The sequence below is a fragment of the Nitrospinota bacterium genome (genome assembly GCA_029881495.1).
Taxonomy (GTDB): Bacteria; Nitrospinota_A; UBA7883; order JACRGQ01; family JACRGQ01; genus JAOUMJ01.
The window spans coordinates 1-16,378 of sequence record JAOUMJ010000020.1 but is presented as its reverse complement, the minus strand read 5'-3'; the positions used below and the strand labels follow the sequence as shown (position 1 = coordinate 16,378).

The following is a 16,378-nucleotide window of genomic DNA, read 5'->3' as shown; positions in this document are numbered from 1 at the left end:
TTCGGGCTATTATAAACAGATACAGCCGGAAGACAAAATTATTCTGGCAAGATGGAACAGCAGGCGGCGCATCCGGGGAAAATGCGGTTTTTCTTGAGCTTATCCCGGAACAGCCTCATCCTCTCCCCGTTCCATATCTTCATGAACGGCTCTTTCCTGATATTCCCCGCCGGATAATTGGAGCATGGCGTAACTTCGCCGTAAGCGGAGAGGAGCGCCGTACCCCATGGGGTATGACAGTGCTTGTTCGACATATCGAGATCCCCTCTATATATGGCGACAATATCCTCCGGAGGGAGTGCGGGAGGGGTGAGGCGCAACTGAACCTTTGAACCGGCGGAACGCCGAACCATCGCGTCTATCTCCTTTTCAAGAAGGCCGATATCGATACCGTTTTCCGGCTTCGGCTCCTTTGTGAGATCGGGGGTGCTATCCATTTCGAGCCGGTTGGTGTTCGGAATGTCGTAATGGGCTATCGGATTGAATATATCGACCCCTACCTCTTCCGCCAGCCGGTACAGCTCGTCTAGATGATTCGCGTTATGCCTTGTCATTACGCATTTAAGCGCAATGACAGGATACGACTTCCCCGTTCTCCTCTTCAGCTCGACCAGCTTTTTCACGTTCCCGATTATTTTCTGATACGAACCCTTGGCGTTCACGATATTGTCGTGTACCGCTTCCGGCCCTTCGAGCGATATCCCCACCGAAGCCATGCCGGGATGGAGCAGGGTGCGGCATCCAAGCGAAACGAATTCACGGGAGATATCCTCGGTAAGCAGGACACCGTTGGTGACAAGGTAGCTCTTCCGTTTTTCAGATGCGTATCGCACCGCCTCCATGATATCCCTTCGCAGAAGCGGCTCCCCTCCGGTAAAAACTATCATCCCCAGCCTGCTCACCTGGTCGATGGCCGATCTCATCTCGTCGAGGGTAAGCTCCTCCCCCTTCTTCTCGTTCAGTCGTGGATCGTCCATGATGTTGAGGAACTGGCACATGTTGCACCTGAAATTGCAGCGGTATGTCACTTCAATGAACAGGCTCAACGGCCTGAAGGCCCTTCCCATGCCGAAATGGTATGGAAGTTTCGTGTATGCCGCGAGCGCCATGTCGTACAGCTTCGAATAATTCATCTATTAAAGTATATCGGCAAAGTTCCCGTTTTTGTTATACCGTCTGAAACTGGTAATATGACGTTGATATCTTAAAACAAAACTGAATAACCGATTATTCAAAAGGAGGATCCTCATGTCCGATGCGCCTAAACCCAAAATCGCCGGAAAAAACCCTAAGGTACTCGAGATGGAGGAGGGAACCTACATATGGTGCGGTTGCGGACTCTCGAAGGACCAGCCGTTCTGCGATAACACGCACAAAGGGACCGAGTATGAAGGAACCGATGTCGCCGCGTTCCGTGTCGATATAGAGGAGGCCGACTCCTATCCGTGGTGCATGTGCAAACATACCAAGAAAAAACCGTGGTGCGACGGTACCCATACAAAGCTCTAAGAAGTGTTCACCCCGTTCAAGATAGGGCGTACCTCCATAAAACCGGGGAGAACTGTCATTGCCGGCATCTTGAATGTAACGCCCGACTCCTTCAGCGACGGCGGCGTTTCCTACACTCTTGAGAACGCCGTCCGAAACGGGCTCCGCATGGAAGAGGAAGGGGCGGAACTTCTCGACATAGGGGGGGAATCGTCACGGCCCGGCGCGGAGGGGGTAACTCTACGTGAAGAGCTGAAGAGGGTAATACCTGTCATAGAGGCGCTGAGGAAAAGGTCGTCCGTTCCCATCTCCATCGACACCTGCAAACCGGAAGTCGCGCTCTCCGCCATATCCGCCGGAGCCGACGCGATTAACGACATAACCGGTTTCATCGATCCCGAAATGCTCGCTGTCGCCGCGAAATGCAAAAAACCTGTCATCGTCATGCATATGAAAGGGAATCCCCGCACCATGCAGAAAAATCCGAAATACGGAGACGTGGTAAAGGAGGTCTCCGCTTTTCTGAAAGAGCGCGCAAAGACGCTTAAAAAAAGCGGCGTCAGGAATATCATCATCGACCCCGGAATAGGATTTGGAAAAACGGTGGGACACAACCTGAGGCTCATTCATGAAACAGGGAGGCTCGCGCGTCTCGGCTACCCTGTGATGGTCGGCGCGTCGAGGAAATCGTTCATCGGAAAATTGACAGGCGCGGATACAGCCGACCGGCTCGGCGGAAGTATCGCCTCGCACCTCTACTCGGCTGAAAGAGGCGCGGCAATCATCCGCGTCCATGACGTTGCACCGCATGTGCAGGCGCTTGCGGTGGCAAAAAGGATCATCCGCAGCAAATAAAGATCGGGCTCTCCTTCTTCTCTATCAGAGCGCGCTGATATCCCACTTTGCGAGGGCGTCGCGCAAGCCGCTTATATCCCTCTTCTCTTCCATCGCCTTTACCAGCTTCATGCGCGGGCCAACGTCGCCGTAAAGGATGATCCCAATTATTTTGCCATCCTTGATAACCATCTTTTTATATACATGCGCCACACTGTCCGCGAAGGTGATGTCGTCATACTTCCCATCCGCGTCGATATCCCCCGCGGAAAAGAGCTTTACCCCCGCCACCTTCAGCGAATTCGACATGATCGTCCCTTTGTACAGTGCTTCTACCCCCGCCATGTTTTTTCCGGCGGTCTCTCCCTGCGCCATCGACGCCGCCCAAAGGCCGTAGAAGATCCCATTGTGTTCGATAACGTCCCCGGCCGCGTATATCCCTTCAATGGATGTTTCCATCCTGTCGTTCACCACAACCCCTTTCCCTATCTGCAGACCGAGATCCTTGGCAAGCGTATCTGCCGGCCTGACCCCTGCTGAAACTATCACCATATCCGCCTCGATGCGTCTGCCGTCCTCAAGCAACAAGCCGTCGGCCTTACCCTCGCCGGTGATCTCTTTCGTCTTTGCGTTTAAGTAAAAGCGGAAGCCGAATGATTCAAGCTGGTTTTGAAGAACTGCTGCTCCGTTCCCGTCCATCTGTCTCGGAAGGAGCCTCGGGAAAAATTCAACCACCTCAACACTGTTTCCTGCCTGTATCAGGTTGAATCCCGCCTCAAGCCCCAGCACACCGCCGCCGACGATGACTACTCTTTTATTTTTCCCCGCATAACTGTTTATCGCTTTCGCGTCATCCAGCGTCCTTAGCGTAAATACCCCTTCGCGCTCCGCGCCTGGGAACGGCGGAACGAACGACACCCCGCCGGTCGCGATGAGAAGCTTGTCGTACCCGATCGCGGAACCATCATCGGTTTCCACCTTCCTTGAAGCGTGATCTATCTTTTCCCCCCTTGCGCCTGAGAGAAGCTCTATCCCGTTGTCCGCGTACCACTTCTCCCCTTTCATGATAAGTGTCTCCTCTTTCATGTTGCGCGAGAGGAAATCAATAAGCCGGATGCGGCTGTAGAACGGGTACTTTTCATCAGTCAATATCTTTATCTCGCCGCGCGGATCTGCCTTTCGGATATTTTCCGCCGCCGTAATTCCCGCAATACCGTTGCCGATTATCAGATATTTCAATTTGAAATCCTTTCAATTGCCAAACTGCCGGAGATAGAAGAACCTTTATCCCGCATTATACCTGCTCATGAACAACAAATAAAATCGACCCCTTCCACATAACCGGCGATCTCCGCTTCGCTCTTGATATCATCCCGCGCCCCCCACGACGTGACCGCCGCAAGGAGCATATACCCATCTCTCCTGAATCTCCCCTTTTCCGAAGCGGGATAAACAGGGAGCCCGTTTTTCGTACCCCCCGCCTTGCGTGGATTTATATCGAGATACGCCTTGAGGTCGGCTCCGTAATCTAGAAGGTATCTCCCCAATATCTTCCCTGTCGGGCCGGTCCCGTGCAAAACGATCTTTCTCCCTTCAAGGAAGCGCGTGAGGTAGTACGCGCGAACTTTCAGAAAACTTTTTTTTGAGTAGCGTCTGCTGTTCCTTGTCAATCGCTTTCCATGCTCCCTCCACCTCAGCAGTTTTTCAGGGAGTTTCGCCATAGGCTCCCCTTTCAGCACGGAGCGGAGCCAGAGATCGTAATCCTCAGGCCATCCGTGATCCTCGTATCCCCCCATCCTTTCCATGTAGACGCGTCTCATCATCACCGACGGATTTGGAAGGGGGCTTTCCACGAAGATCTCCCGCTTTATCTCATCCGGCTTTGAAATGGAATTGATCCACTCCTCATACCGCCTGTAACCTTCCATCACATCTTCGCCGAATATCTCCACGCCGGAACCGACAACGGCAATGCCGGGATTCTCCCTCAGGTATCCAAGCTGTAGCTCAAGACGTTCAGGAGAGGAAATGTCGTCGCTATCCATCCTCGCTATGAATTCGCCTCTGCAACGTGACAGTCCGAAGTTGAGGGATTCGATAAAATTATCCCCCTCGTACCGGAGCAGATTTACCCTCCCATCCTTTCCTGCAAAATCAGAAAGAATTCCGGGGGTGCCGTCCGTGGATGAGTGGTCGACCAATACCAGCTCAAAATCCCTCAAGCTCTGCGCCAGTATCGATTCGACAGCTTCCGCGATATGCCTCTCGCCGTTTCTCACCGGGAGGTGCACGGAAACAAGTCCCGGTTCGGCGCTATTAACAAAAGTCATAACCATCGGATTCCACCATAAGCTATCATAGGGTTGAATTGGAACATCACTATTAAAGCAGACATGACCAGATATTGAGAGGATGCAGTTATGAGAGAAGCAGTGGAAAAAGCGCTTGATGAAATTCGCCCGATGTTGAAAAACGACGGCGGGAATGTTGAGTTGGTTGACGTAAACAGCGACGGCGTAGTCCTTGTACGCCTGCAGGGAGCATGTTCGGGATGCCCAAGCTCCACAATGACCCTGAAGCAGGGTATTGAAAGGGTAGTCATGGAGAGAGTCCCCGGCGTAAAAGCCGTTCAGGCGATAGGATAGAGGGCCAAATGAAAGAGAAAATATTTGCCGCGCTTAAAAACGTAAAATATCCCGGATTCGAGCAGGACATAATGACCCTCGACATCGTGGAGGAGTTCTCCCTCTCCGGCGACCTGGTAAAGATCAGGTTGAAACCTATCCATGCCGACGAGGAGTTCAAGGCGGCGCTTGTAAAAAATATCGAAGACGCTCTTGTGGCGCTCAACCTGAAAGTGGAAGCGACCTTCGGAAGCACGTCGCATGAGCCGCCGCGCAAAGAGCCACCACCCAAGAAGGATATCCCCGGCGTAAAGAAGATCATCCCGGTAGCGAGCGGAAAAGGGGGCGTAGGGAAATCCACCGTCAGCGCAAACCTCGCCATCGCGCTTGCAAAAGAGGGGTACAAGGTCGGCCTCCTTGATCTGGACGTTTACGGCCCGTCGGTGCCGATAATGCTCGGAATAGAAGGGCTCCAAAACCAGGGGAACGACGGCAAACTGCGCCCTGTCGACAAATACGGAATAAGAACGATGTCGATCGGCTTTCTCCTCGAGAAAGACAAGGCGCTAATCTGGCGCGGACCGTTAATTGGAAAAATCATTAAACAGTTCTTTTACGACGTTGACTGGGGCGAGCTTGATTACCTCCTCCTTGACCTCCCTCCGGGAACGGGCGACGTGCAGATAACGCTTATACAGTCGTTGCCTATTTACGGCGCGGTAGTGGTAACAACTCCGCAGAACGTGGCGCTTGCCGACGTTGAAAAAGCCATCAACATGTTCAACCAGACCGACTCAAGGATACTTGGGATAATCGAGAACATGTCCGGATTCCTCTGCCCGCACTGCGAAAAGGAATCGCACATATTCGGTCACGGCGGAGGCAAAAAGGAATCGGAGAGGTTCGATCTCCCGCTCCTCGGCGAAATACCGCTTGAGGGGAAGATCACCGAAACAGGCGACAGCGGAGAACCTATCGCGCTTGGCGACGGAAAGATCTCCGACCTCTTCCGCGACATCGCAAGGAACCTCGCAAAGGGGTAGCGCAAGCTACCCTGCCAGCAAAACGCCATTTTTGAAACTCCCCCCTTGCCGCCAGGCAAGAAGGGGAGAGACAAAAGGAGAAATAAAAAAAACTGCTGATACATTTCTGCGGTTCTTCTACTTTATTTTTCAGGATCCTCTTTTTCGAGGTGGCACATTTCGCACTCTTCATTGAGCGAAAACGCCTTCCTACCGTTGTGACACCTGCCGCAGAAGAGCCCGGCCCCCATGTTCGCATGATCCAGCGCACCCTCTACGTCGGTACTCCCCGGCTCCATCAGGAAAATCGAATCGTGGCAGGTTCGGCAATCGGGGTGCGCACGCTGGTGATCGAAGTGGTTGAAGCGTACAGGTTTTTCGTCGCCGGTATCGGTGAACCAGAATATGCCGTTATTCAGAACAAACGGGAGTTTTTCTATATTCTGCGTGTCTGAACCCGTGGTACCGGGCGTTCCACTCCCTGCCGGATAAAAGAGGATCAATCCGAGTAATGCAAGCCCGAGGAGAGACAATATCCAGCCAACGGCTTTCATATTGGTCTTTTGCAGGCGTCCCATGAATTAAAACTACCATTCTGAAGCGATACTTTGAAGGAAATTCAGCGGTACCTCGGTTCAATCGACAATGATGGCGGCAAAGAAATGATATAGAAAGAGTGCTATAATGTGACAAGGGAAGGTATCGGGTCGGCGTGGAATTAAAGCCCGTTTACAGTTGACCGCACCTAAGTATCATGCTCATAGAAAACAAATGTTCGTGAGTGAGTGGGGCGCAGTACTTTGAGTGACAATGTAAAAAAGTACTCTCTTATAGCGATTGCAGTCGCGGTCGCTCTGACAATAATAATCTCCATTTCCGCGATCTATACGTCGCAATCCGGCTTTTGCACCTCCTGCCACTACATGCAGACGTTTTACGACAGCTGGAAAACATCCAAACACGCCGATATTGAGTGCATTCAGTGCCACTTCGCCCCCGGCCTGAAGAACAAGATACGGGGGAAAATGGAAGGGCTTGTCCAGATAGTGAAATACGTAAGCCTGGCCTATAAAAAATCGAAACCCTGGGCGGAGATACCTGATGAGAGCTGCCTGAGGGAAGGGTGCCACGAAACCCGGCTCCTCGAAGGGGAGGTTGAGTTCCTCGAAGGGATAGTATTCGACCACAAGCATCACCTTACAGAACTGAGGAGAGGGAAGAAGCTGAGATGCACGTCGTGCCATTCACAGATAGTGCAGGGGGAACACATATCGGTGACCGAAAGCACATGCTTCATCTGCCACTTCAAGAATGCCGAAGACACCGGCGAGAAACTTTCCGAATGCACCACCTGCCATTCAAGGAAAATCATGCTGGAGAAATCGCGCGACGGTGTGCTGAAATACGATCATACCCAGATTATCGAGAAAAAACTGGGGTGCACGGATTGCCATTCCGGCACGATAGTGGGTGACGCGCCTGTTTACAGGCAGAGCTGTTTCACCTGCCACTGGGAGGCCGAAAGGCTGGAGCAGTTCGAAAATACCACGCTGATGCATGAACAGCATATCGCAGTTCATAAGATCGAATGCCTCAATTGCCATATGGCTATCGACCACCGGATAAGCAAAAAGGATATCCAGACAAGAGCGGAATGCCTCACCTGCCATCCGACGCACCACGACGCCAAAAAAGCGCTCTTCTCTGGCACCGGAGGCAAAAACGCAAAGGAGCACCCCAGCAAGATGTTTGAAATAGGCCTCAACTGCCGCGGATGCCACATTTTTCACGGAGACGTCGCTAGCGGAAAAGGGGACGAGGCTACTTTCGTCGCAAGAGAGAAATCGTGCGACGCCTGCCACGAGCCCGGGCTTGGAAAGCTCCTTGCCGAATGGGAGAAATCTACCGGCAAAAAGATGGCCCAGCTGAAAAAGATAATGAACACCCTGAGGGTGGACGTCAAAGCATCGAAAATGGACAGGGATAAAACTGCAAAGGCGGAAGAACTGCTTGCCGACGCCCAGTACAACATGGACATGGTGGAAAACGGGAAGAGCCTGCATAACATACGCTACGCAAACGACCTCCTGGCATCTTCGTTCGAAATGCAGAAGGAGGCGGCAACGCTTATCGGCTCAAACTACACGCTCCCCTCCATCGTCACCGGGGATATGCAAAAGATGGAATGCCTAACCTGCCATTTCGATATCAAACAGCAGAAGCCGTCGTTCGCCGGCCTCACATTCAGCCACAAGAACCATCTTGAGAGGGGGCGCGTCTGCACCGATTGCCACTCCGCCAACGGCAGGCATGGCAACCTGAAGATAACCAAGCCGGAATGTGCCGATTGCCATCACAGGGAGACAGTGAAAAAAGGGTGTCCCGACTGCCATCAGCTTCAAACTGAAATCTATGGCGGGCTATGGAAGTTTTCCGATGGGCAGGCAAATCTGATGGGAGACGCGGTTGAATGCGAAGGGTGTCATGGAGAACTGGTCGACATCGCAAGGCCCCAAAAGGAGATATGTCTCGACTGCCACGATCCCGGTTACGAGGCGATGATGACCGAATGGCAGGATACGGTTGCGGAACTTATCACCGAGATAAGCCTGAAACTCGATTTCCTGAGAGCGGAAAATCCCGATATTTTGGAGATGTCCGAAATTAAGGAAGTCGAAGAATTTCTCAATGATATAAAAAGCGACGGAAGCAGAGGGGTTCATAATCCCCTTGCCATCGATCAGGCGGGTTCGGCATACATGGAACAGCTCGACAAGGTGGTCACCCCGCTTGGCTACAAAAAGGAGTAATGCCAACAGTAATAAAACGCAGATAACAACATGACCTGCATGGAGGATCAATATTTTTCTGGGAGGTAGGATCATGGAAAGGAAAAATTTCAAGGCTGGGCAGTGGATAATCACCGAAGGGGATACCCCTGCATATTTCATCTACAAACTTTACAAGGGGAAGGTCTCTTACCACGAGAACGGGAACATGATAAGAGAGATCGATATGAAGAACGGCGATAAGCCGATCTATCTTGGGTTCACATCCGCGCTGAGGGAAGATAGAATACACAGCGCGTCCATCAAGGCCGAAACCGATATCGAAACCGAGGTCTTCTCCGTGGATGCCATCAAAGGGGCATTGAAGCACGACATCCCTTCAAACATGAAGGACGACATTGAAAGCATGATAGAGGTGATCGTTCTTGAAAACCACATAAGGAGCCTCAAAAGAATGGCGAGGGACATCCCCGTTATCCCCGAAGACAGGATGCAAATACCAAGAGGGCTTACGCCTGAAGTTGCCGAGCTTGTCTCCGAGCTGATAGACGTTTACAAACATAACGTCCCTCACGTCTCGCTGAACGAGTAGAAGTGAATAATACCTGTTTGGGGGCAAGGCTCGCTCGCCCCCAGACTTTCGATGTAATCCGCGAAAGGGAAATTTACCCGAACAGCATCGAGTAGATGATCAGCAGGACAAGGACGATGCCGGTGCCGAGGAATATGCCGCCGAAAGCGTATATATAGCCGTCCCAATCCCGGTACCCTTCGGTCACGACGCGCTCTTCCAGTTTCCCGCTCGCGGAAAGCTCTTCATATTCGCGCTCGCGCTCCTCCCTGTACTTCTCCTCCGGCACTACGCCTGAAAAGATCACCTTGTCCATCGGGAACGCTTCCGGCCTCAGGTGGGTATTGAAAAAATGTATCGTGAAGATGAAGCCCACGGCCAGGAGCGCCTCATCGCTGTGGATTATCATCGCGACGTTTATCGCCCATCCCGGGAAGAACGCGCCGAAGAATTCCGGGAACCAGAGGACAAGCCCTGAGATGCCGATAACCGGCACACCCCAGAAAACCGCGAGATAATCGAACTTCTCCCAGTATGTCCACCTTCCGAATTTCGGGCGCGGGCCGAGGCCGAGGAACCATTTGATATTCGCCATGAAATCCTTCAGATCACTGAGCGCCGGCACGAGTGTGTCCCCTTCAAAAAGGAAATATTTCCACCCTCTGCCGCTACTCCGCTTTTTATTCAGAAGATAGTAAAAATGGTAAACGAAATATCCGAATGTGATTATGGCGCAGAATCTGTGAATCGCTCCGGCCACTTCCACCCCACCCATCAGTTTAGATGCAACCAGCGCCCACTGCATCGAGGAGAATTTAAGCATCATCCCGGTAAGCGCCAGCAGGAGAAAACTCAGCACTACAAAAAGATGCGTCATCCTCTCGGCAAGGTTGAAGCGGATAACGTACCGCTCCGGCGCGTCCCCCTTGTCGATATCCCTGAATTTTTTCCTCTCCCTTAGAGCTGTAGGGAGCCACAAGATGGTATGTATCCCGAAAAAGGCGAACACCCCGACAAGAAGCGACGTCATGGCGATGTATGTGTAATATAGCGCCGGGTATTTCTCCCTGTCGGTGTGCGTCGCGTGCGTGAGGTACTCGGCGAAACCTGCAGTAGCATCGGGGTGGCACTTCCGGCAGGTATTCAGCCGGTTATTCTCCCCTACGGATGAATCGGGATTCGATACCATCAATGCAAGATGGGGGTCGTGGCAGTCCGAACAGCGGGCAACCTTGTCGTAACCGAGCTGATATGCCTTGCCATGTATGGTCTGAAGATAGGTTTCCGAAAGATCCGCGTGGCATGTTCCGCACTGGTGCGTCACCTCGCGCATGAACAGGTTCTTGTCGACTTCGGTTATGTGGTGAGCGGAGTGGCAGTCGGCGCATGTCGGCAGTTTTGCCATCTCCCGTTCATCCGCCGAATAGTGAACCCCTTTCATGTACCTGTCGAGCATTCCTCGATGGCACGTCCCGCATGTTGCCGACACGTTCCGTCTGTTCACGGGTGAATCGGGATTGTCGACCTTCAGCACCTTGTGCCCCTGGTGGCAGTCGGAGCAGATGGCCGACGGCAGGAGCCCCTTTTCGGCAACCCCTCTCCCGTGAACGCTGGTAGAGTAGTCAAAGAAAACCGCCAGATCTCCCCTTCCGTTCGACCTTGTCGCCTCCCCCTTTTCGCTGTGGCACTTTCCGCAAAGCACCGGGATGTTAAGCCTGTAACTTGCCGAATTCGAATCCCTGGAGGGGAGGATGTCATGCTTGCCGTGGCAATTGACGCACGAGGGAGATTCATTCGCTCCGTGGCTTCTCGCCGCGTTATGCGCGCTTGATTCGTACTCCTCTACCGCGTCGGCATGGCAGGCGCCGCAGTCGACAGTTTTTGATATCTTGGCATGAGGTATATCTTCGGGGTCATAACCGATATGGCAGTCGCCGCACTCCATGTCGCCATGGACCGATTTTAAATAGACATCTTCATCGACATGCAGGGAGACAGCCGCACCTTCTCTCTCCATTTCCAGTTCGGCATCGGCGTGGCATCCAAGACAGATCTCCTCCGCCGACGCCCCAGCATGGATGGATAAAAAAAAGAACGGAATAATGTAGAAGAGCATCCGGCGTATTGAAGAACCGTTTATTGCCATTAGAGGTTGTCCTTCACAAAATATCCCCACACAAGCTATATCTAAACCAACTTCAGTACCGCAACATTAACAGTACAACACAAAGACCGGCGCTCCGGCTGACCGAAGCGGGAGCGGCAGTGAAAAACTGCGGCTCCCTATCCCAGCGAGGCAACCTACTTGACCGAATGGCACTTTACGCAGTTCTTCTCGTCCTTCGTCCCGAATGAATCCTTTCCGTTATGGCACTTCCCGCAGAACTCCCCCTTCTCCATCGCCGCCATGGTTATCGGGTTCTTCTCGCCGGTCTTCCCCATTTTCATCTTGAACATTTTCGGGTGGCATTCGGTGCATTTGATCTTTGCGTCGACAGCGTGGGTAGTGTGTGTAAAAACTACAGCCGCGGATTCACCGGTCTTCACCATATTGAATGGCTCGGGTATTTTTTTCTCCTTCTCAGCTGAATAGGAAACTTCCGGAATCGCCATCTGGAATGCCAGCAATCCGGCAACCAGTGCGAAAATGATGAAGAAATACTTTTTGCAGTCAAATTCAGGACGCATATTACCCCCTTGCTAAATCATTAATCGGGGCGCCGGCAACAGCTGCCGGCGCCATATCCTAATTATACCCTTACGGTCTTCCGTTGGTCGAACTAAGCAGGTATGCCGTCGCCCCGGCAACATAGACCGATGGGGTATGAGTAGCGGTCGCCAGTGTCGTCGAGACTGAAGCGTTAAGCAGACCGTCATCCAGCCAATCTATGGAGTCATAAATCAATCTCTTCACGTAATACCTGTTGTGCGCGAATCCGCCCGGCTCGTGGGCCAGGAGGTTCAGGTTGAAAGCCGCGCCAAGAGTGTTCTTGGAATCCCACAACTTGAAGGCATTCGCAGATGTCTGATCTGCCGTTACCGATGTCGTGAAGAAGTAGGGATAACCGGAACCGTGGTAAATCCCCTTCACCGCAAGCTGAGCCTTCAGCGCCGCAAGCGAGTCGTGATACTCCTCTTCCTCGGTATTCAGCTTGGCAACGGTCATCTCGTAATCACCGCCAAGCGCGTGGCACGCCGCGCATGTGGTGGTATTGATAGCCGTTATCGCCCCTGTCGCATCCTTCTCAAACGGGTTGAACGTGTGGCTCTCGGTGTTGTTAGTCATGTGGCATCCCACGCACGGCCCTTCGGAACCAGTACCTGTAACGGTGCCAATATCGATATGGGCAAAGTACGATTTGTTATCGTAATTTGCCGTTGTATCAACATGGCCTGTGTACTCGTATCCTGTGGTCCTGTAAAGCGTCCCCCCCGCAGTGAGGTAGTGCGAATTGAACCCGCTGAAGTTTGTTCCGGTCGTCGCATTCATCGGGAAGGTCTTGGTGGAGTCGTGTATCTCCTGTCCGCTTGCCCTGCCGGAATGGCACGACACGCAGATGTTGGAACCACCAATATCGCCGATCAGAGCCACGCGCCCGTCATTCAGTTTGGGCAAGGTTGTGTCGCTCATCACGCCGGGATCCCTGAGTCCGCCTTTGTTATCAATGTGGCAGGCCCAGCAGTAGAGCATCTCCCTCTGCTCGCCGGTTGCGATGAATTCGTTCGGCGTTGTCGCGGGATCATAGTTGGCCGCATCATTGGCGAAATTCCTGAACCCTGTGGAGGTATGGCACCTCTGGCACGATGAGCGATCTGTCCCCTTGAAATCGTAATGTGCCCATGCCGGACCGGTAGTGTCGTCAACACCAGCCGCATAGACAGTCTTTACATCAGCGGCCTCAGCCGTCGCCTTGACCGTGGCTATATGCCCGCCATGAGCGGACTTCGCCCACTGCCGGTTGATGGTGAGGTCAGCCGCATGCTGGTTATGGCAATCAAGACAGGCACCGCTGTTTGTATTCCCCTTGCTTGTGCTGTGCGTCGCCTTTGGATCGACGACGTATCCTTCAATGATGGTCGTCGTTGGAATATCGTAATGCGTATCGACTATCAGTTCACCGAACGCTCCATAGGCGTTAACAACTGTGCCTGTTTCGTCTACAGGCGTATGGTAGGTCTTGAAATTGGCCATATTGCTGCCATTAAGCAGTTGGTGACAGGAAGTGCATGTAATGAACTGGTCCGACCATCCAAGACCGCTCGCCGAACTCAGCGTTGCGTAATCCTTTACGGTCTTTGCCAGAAGCCTGTGCGGGTTATGGGAATCGTGGCACGTTCTGCACTGAACTACCGAAGCCTTCGCAATATCTGCCTTTGCCTCGGTACCGGATGGGAATGCCTGACCGATTTCATCATAGGTAGCCGTACCGTTTATCCCGTTGTTTATAGCCTGTGTATACTTCCTTGCACCTTCATCGGTGTGGCACCTTGAGCACTTCGCCCTTACGTCGGTCGTACTGTCGGTAACATAGTTGTGATCGTTGATGGAGCTGGCATGGCTCGCAAGCGAGTAGTCCTCGAAAATGTCCCCGCCTTCAGGGTGATACTGCTGGTGCCCAAACGATGAGTTGTGGCACTGCGAGCATCTTGCCGGTCCGGGAGAGTTGTATTCAAGATCCTTGCCAGTAGTCGCGATATGCTCTGATGCATCGCCGTGACATGAAGCGCAGGCAACTATCGGCCTGTCCTTAGATCCGAGAGCATCGCTACCTGTACTGCTCGCCGCATAGGAGGCAAACAGCTTCCCCTGACCGAGCTGGTCGTGGCAGTCAAGCGTGCAGGTGGATATCAGGCCGAGGTCAGAATAGCCATAATACGGGAAACCGTCGTTGCCCGGATGGTTATCCGATATTGAATGGTCTGCATTAACCGTCTCGTTGTTCGCGTGAGGGCCATTCAGCCACCCAGGCTTGCCGGCACCCTGATTGCTGTCGCCGAAAACGGTCAAGACGCCCCCTACAGCCTGCGTATCCCCATGGCATTCAAAACATTTGGTGAAAGCCTCGCCCTTATATGTTTTCTCTACCGTAGCAGTCGTGGTTGTGGGCTTATCGTCCTCTTTGAAAATGTCGCATGACGGTAGAATCAGAGCCGCAAATAGCAGAACAATGGTACACATGAATAATCTCTGAACATAGACATTCATAGTTATACCTCCTCAAATATTATTACCCCATATTGAATATCAAATGGACTGAATCGGTCAAAAGCTCCCCCCTTTCGCTGCTGACGGAAACGTAGATGAAGCGTTATGTTTTCTGGGATTTGAAAACGAGATATCGAAAAGATATCTTCGCAATCCGGAACAGGAGATAGAAAAGGGATTCGACCGGAGATTTGAAGAGGAAAAGGGCCGACTGTCCCTATCGGGGCAACAGCAGCAAAATATTGCGACCATGTGCATCCACTCCTCAGATGGTAAAAATACCATCTGTGAATTCACAGGATATACAGTTGAACCACTTCAACTGTATGTCATATTTATAACATTTTATAGATGCGATTACTACTACTATCGGTTACCTGAGTCCCATAATATTTTTTTTTGGCTTATTAAAAATTGTTATAAATAACTAAATCAGTAGGCAAAAATCTGAATAACTTCGTGTTTCTTCAATGACATTCCCTTTGAAACTCTGATATAATTTCTACAAGCATAAATAATTTCATTCTCTTTTCAGGGATGGCTGGGTTATTCGATGGGGAAAAGCGGACTCTTGCCTTTCAGAATATCGTCACGGAAAACCTGTCGCCGGGATACAAACATATGAACCCATACAGGCATATCAACCGGGCATTCATCATACTTGGAATATTGATAGTCGGCGGGCTTATCGCAAGGCCTTTTCTTGTTCCGCACTCTTTCGGTCAGTACGGGCCATACAGGGGCGATTCTCTTCTGGAGGAGATGGCGCCGGAACCGGTCTATTACAGCGACGACGAGTGCGTTGTTTGCCACAAGGAACGGCTCGAAAAGGCCGAAGGGAAGCACGCAAACGTTCCGTGCATAGACTGCCATTTCCTTACCATCCCCCACGCCGAGGGGGAGCCTGTAAGCTTTCTGGAAATGATCGCGAACAGCGCGCGAAACTCCTCCGCCCTTGTTTTCCAGTCGCTCTATTCAGTTATGCAAAAGGGGTGGGACAGGGAGAAATTGTCCCAGATGCTGAAGAATTTTAAAAAGACAAACCCGGACATGACTGTACGGATCTTCCGCGGCTACCCCGTAATTGAGCTGTTTGGCGAGACCGCAGGGGAACGGGAGGCGAGAGAGAAGGAGAAAGATATCATGACTGCCCTGAGGGAAGGTAAAGAACTCCTCACCTCACAGGGGGAGAACGACGTGCGTTTCATATACCCGGTAATCGCCGAGGAGTCATGCCTTGAGTGCCATACGAACGGAAAATCGGGGGACATAAACGGGGTGATAGAGATAACTTTCCCCGTAAAAGCGAAAATTCCGTCCATGAAAGAGCGGTTAAAACCGCTGGTAAAGCCGAAATCGATGCAGACCGCCGTGGAACAGGCCAAAAAAAGGCAGAGGGTACTGAGCAAGGCCGATGAAAAGGAGAGACAGCTGTCAACCCTTGTGAGGGAAGACGCGCAACAATCCGCCGACCTTGTATATGAAAGCCTCCACACTGTCCTTATCAGGGGATGGGAGAGCAAGACCGTGAGGGAGATGGTGGAGAGGCTGAACAAGAACGAACTCAAGATGTCGATTGCTCTTTTTCGCGGCGATTCGGTGATCTCGCAGTACGGGGAGCTACCCGGTGAGAGAGCCGCGCGGGAGAGCGACCCGGCAATATTGAAAATGCTCCGGGAAGGGACCGAAATGGAAATGACTGAAGAAGGGGATATTCTCCGTTTCCTCTACCCGCTAAAGGAGGATGGAAAATGCCGCGACTGTCATACCCGCGGAGCAAGGGGATCCGTACTTGGAGCGATCGACATCAAATTCCCGGCAAGGAGCCTGATGGTCCATGGACT

At 52.1% G+C, this 16,378-nt stretch carries 14 protein-coding genes; 7 read left to right on the top strand and 7 right to left on the bottom strand.

What is annotated here, in order from left to right; translation table 11 throughout:
* Positions 1-38 precede the first annotated feature (38 nt).
* Positions 39-1,133 carry a radical SAM protein gene (locus tag OEY64_09340; GenBank protein MDH5543153.1) on the bottom strand — a complete coding sequence of 365 codons (1,095 nt, stop codon included), beginning with the start codon at positions 1,131-1,133 and terminating at the stop codon, positions 39-41.
* Between the two features lie 115 nt (positions 1,134-1,248).
* On the opposite strand from OEY64_09340, the gene OEY64_09335 reads away from it, so the two are divergent.
* Positions 1,249-1,509 carry a CDGSH iron-sulfur domain-containing protein gene (locus OEY64_09335; GenBank protein ID MDH5543152.1) on the top strand — a complete coding sequence of 87 codons (261 nt, stop codon included), beginning with the start codon at positions 1,249-1,251 and terminating at the stop codon, positions 1,507-1,509.
* A gap of 3 nt (positions 1,510-1,512) precedes the next feature.
* Entirely contained in the window at positions 1,513-2,343 is an 831-nt protein-coding gene (gene folP / locus OEY64_09330) for a dihydropteroate synthase (GenBank protein ID MDH5543151.1), read from the top strand.
* A 24-nt stretch (positions 2,344-2,367) separates the two neighbouring features.
* Here folP and OEY64_09325 read toward each other — a convergent pair whose 3' ends face one another.
* Positions 2,368-3,561: an FAD-dependent oxidoreductase gene (locus OEY64_09325; protein ID MDH5543150.1), complete on the bottom strand. Its 1,194-nt coding sequence runs from the start codon at positions 3,559-3,561 to the stop codon at positions 2,368-2,370.
* A gap of 65 nt (positions 3,562-3,626) precedes the next feature.
* Complete coding sequence (locus tag OEY64_09320; protein MDH5543149.1) at positions 3,627-4,658, bottom strand: glycosyltransferase; 1,032 nt, start codon at positions 4,656-4,658, stop codon at positions 3,627-3,629.
* Between the two features lie 84 nt (positions 4,659-4,742).
* Here OEY64_09320 and OEY64_09315 point away from each other — a divergent pair, with 84 nt between their 5' ends.
* Positions 4,743-4,967, top strand: coding sequence for a NifU family protein (locus OEY64_09315; GenBank protein MDH5543148.1), 225 nt, complete (start codon positions 4,743-4,745; stop codon positions 4,965-4,967).
* Between the two features lie 8 nt (positions 4,968-4,975).
* Positions 4,976-5,989, top strand: coding sequence for an Mrp/NBP35 family ATP-binding protein (locus OEY64_09310; GenBank protein MDH5543147.1), 1,014 nt, complete (start codon positions 4,976-4,978; stop codon positions 5,987-5,989).
* Positions 5,990-6,111: 122 nt separating this feature from the next.
* Here OEY64_09310 and OEY64_09305 read toward each other — a convergent pair whose 3' ends face one another.
* Positions 6,112-6,522 carry a hypothetical protein gene (locus tag OEY64_09305; protein ID MDH5543146.1) on the bottom strand — a complete coding sequence of 137 codons (411 nt, stop codon included), beginning with the start codon at positions 6,520-6,522 and terminating at the stop codon, positions 6,112-6,114.
* Positions 6,523-6,768: 246 nt separating this feature from the next.
* On the opposite strand from OEY64_09305, the gene OEY64_09300 reads away from it, so the two are divergent.
* Together OEY64_09300 and OEY64_09295 are read left to right on the top strand one after the other, a co-directional pair.
* Complete coding sequence (locus OEY64_09300) at positions 6,769-8,778, top strand: NapC/NirT family cytochrome c (GenBank protein MDH5543145.1); 2,010 nt, start codon at positions 6,769-6,771, stop codon at positions 8,776-8,778.
* A 73-nt stretch (positions 8,779-8,851) separates the two neighbouring features.
* On the top strand, positions 8,852-9,349 hold the full coding sequence (locus OEY64_09295) for a cyclic nucleotide-binding domain-containing protein (protein MDH5543144.1): 498 nt from the start codon (positions 8,852-8,854) through the stop codon (positions 9,347-9,349).
* Between the two features lie 73 nt (positions 9,350-9,422).
* Here the strand turns inward: OEY64_09295 and OEY64_09290 are convergent, their stop codons facing one another.
* The 3 genes from OEY64_09290 to OEY64_09280 all read right to left on the bottom strand — a co-directional run bounded on the left by OEY64_09290 (position 9,423) and on the right by OEY64_09280 (position 14,534).
* Positions 9,423-11,474, bottom strand: coding sequence for a cytochrome b/b6 domain-containing protein (locus tag OEY64_09290; GenBank protein ID MDH5543143.1), 2,052 nt, complete (start codon positions 11,472-11,474; stop codon positions 9,423-9,425).
* A 155-nt stretch (positions 11,475-11,629) separates the two neighbouring features.
* Positions 11,630-12,016, bottom strand: coding sequence for a cytochrome c3 family protein (locus tag OEY64_09285; protein ID MDH5543142.1), 387 nt, complete (start codon positions 12,014-12,016; stop codon positions 11,630-11,632).
* Positions 12,017-12,086: 70 nt separating this feature from the next.
* A complete protein-coding gene (locus tag OEY64_09280) occupies positions 12,087-14,534 on the bottom strand; it encodes a hypothetical protein (GenBank protein ID MDH5543141.1) in 2,448 nt (815 codons plus the stop codon).
* Between the two features lie 537 nt (positions 14,535-15,071).
* On the opposite strand from OEY64_09280, the gene OEY64_09275 reads away from it, so the two are divergent.
* A partial coding sequence (locus OEY64_09275) for a DUF3365 domain-containing protein (GenBank protein ID MDH5543140.1) occupies positions 15,072-16,378 on the top strand: 1,307 nt, incomplete at its 3' end.

Bases quoted from the DNA above. Each gene is read 5' to 3' on its own strand.
- OEY64_09340 (MDH5543153.1), bottom strand. From the start codon at position 1,133: ATGAATTATTCGAAGCTGTACGACATGGCGCTCGCGGCATACACGAAA.
- OEY64_09335 (MDH5543152.1), top strand. From the start codon at position 1,249: ATGTCCGATGCGCCTAAACCCAAAATCGCCGGAAAAAACCCTAAGGTA.
- OEY64_09320 (MDH5543149.1), bottom strand. From the start codon at position 4,658: ATGGTTATGACTTTTGTTAATAGCGCCGAACCGGGACTTGTTTCCGTG.
- OEY64_09315 (MDH5543148.1), top strand. From the start codon at position 4,743: ATGAGAGAAGCAGTGGAAAAAGCGCTTGATGAAATTCGCCCGATGTTG.
- OEY64_09310 (MDH5543147.1), top strand. From the start codon at position 4,976: ATGAAAGAGAAAATATTTGCCGCGCTTAAAAACGTAAAATATCCCGGA.
- OEY64_09305 (MDH5543146.1), bottom strand. From the start codon at position 6,522: ATGAAAGCCGTTGGCTGGATATTGTCTCTCCTCGGGCTTGCATTACTC.
- OEY64_09295 (MDH5543144.1), top strand. From the start codon at position 8,852: ATGGAAAGGAAAAATTTCAAGGCTGGGCAGTGGATAATCACCGAAGGG.
- OEY64_09290 (MDH5543143.1), bottom strand. From the start codon at position 11,474: ATGGCAATAAACGGTTCTTCAATACGCCGGATGCTCTTCTACATTATT.
- OEY64_09285 (MDH5543142.1), bottom strand. From the start codon at position 12,016: ATGCGTCCTGAATTTGACTGCAAAAAGTATTTCTTCATCATTTTCGCA.
- OEY64_09280 (MDH5543141.1), bottom strand. From the start codon at position 14,534: ATGAATGTCTATGTTCAGAGATTATTCATGTGTACCATTGTTCTGCTA.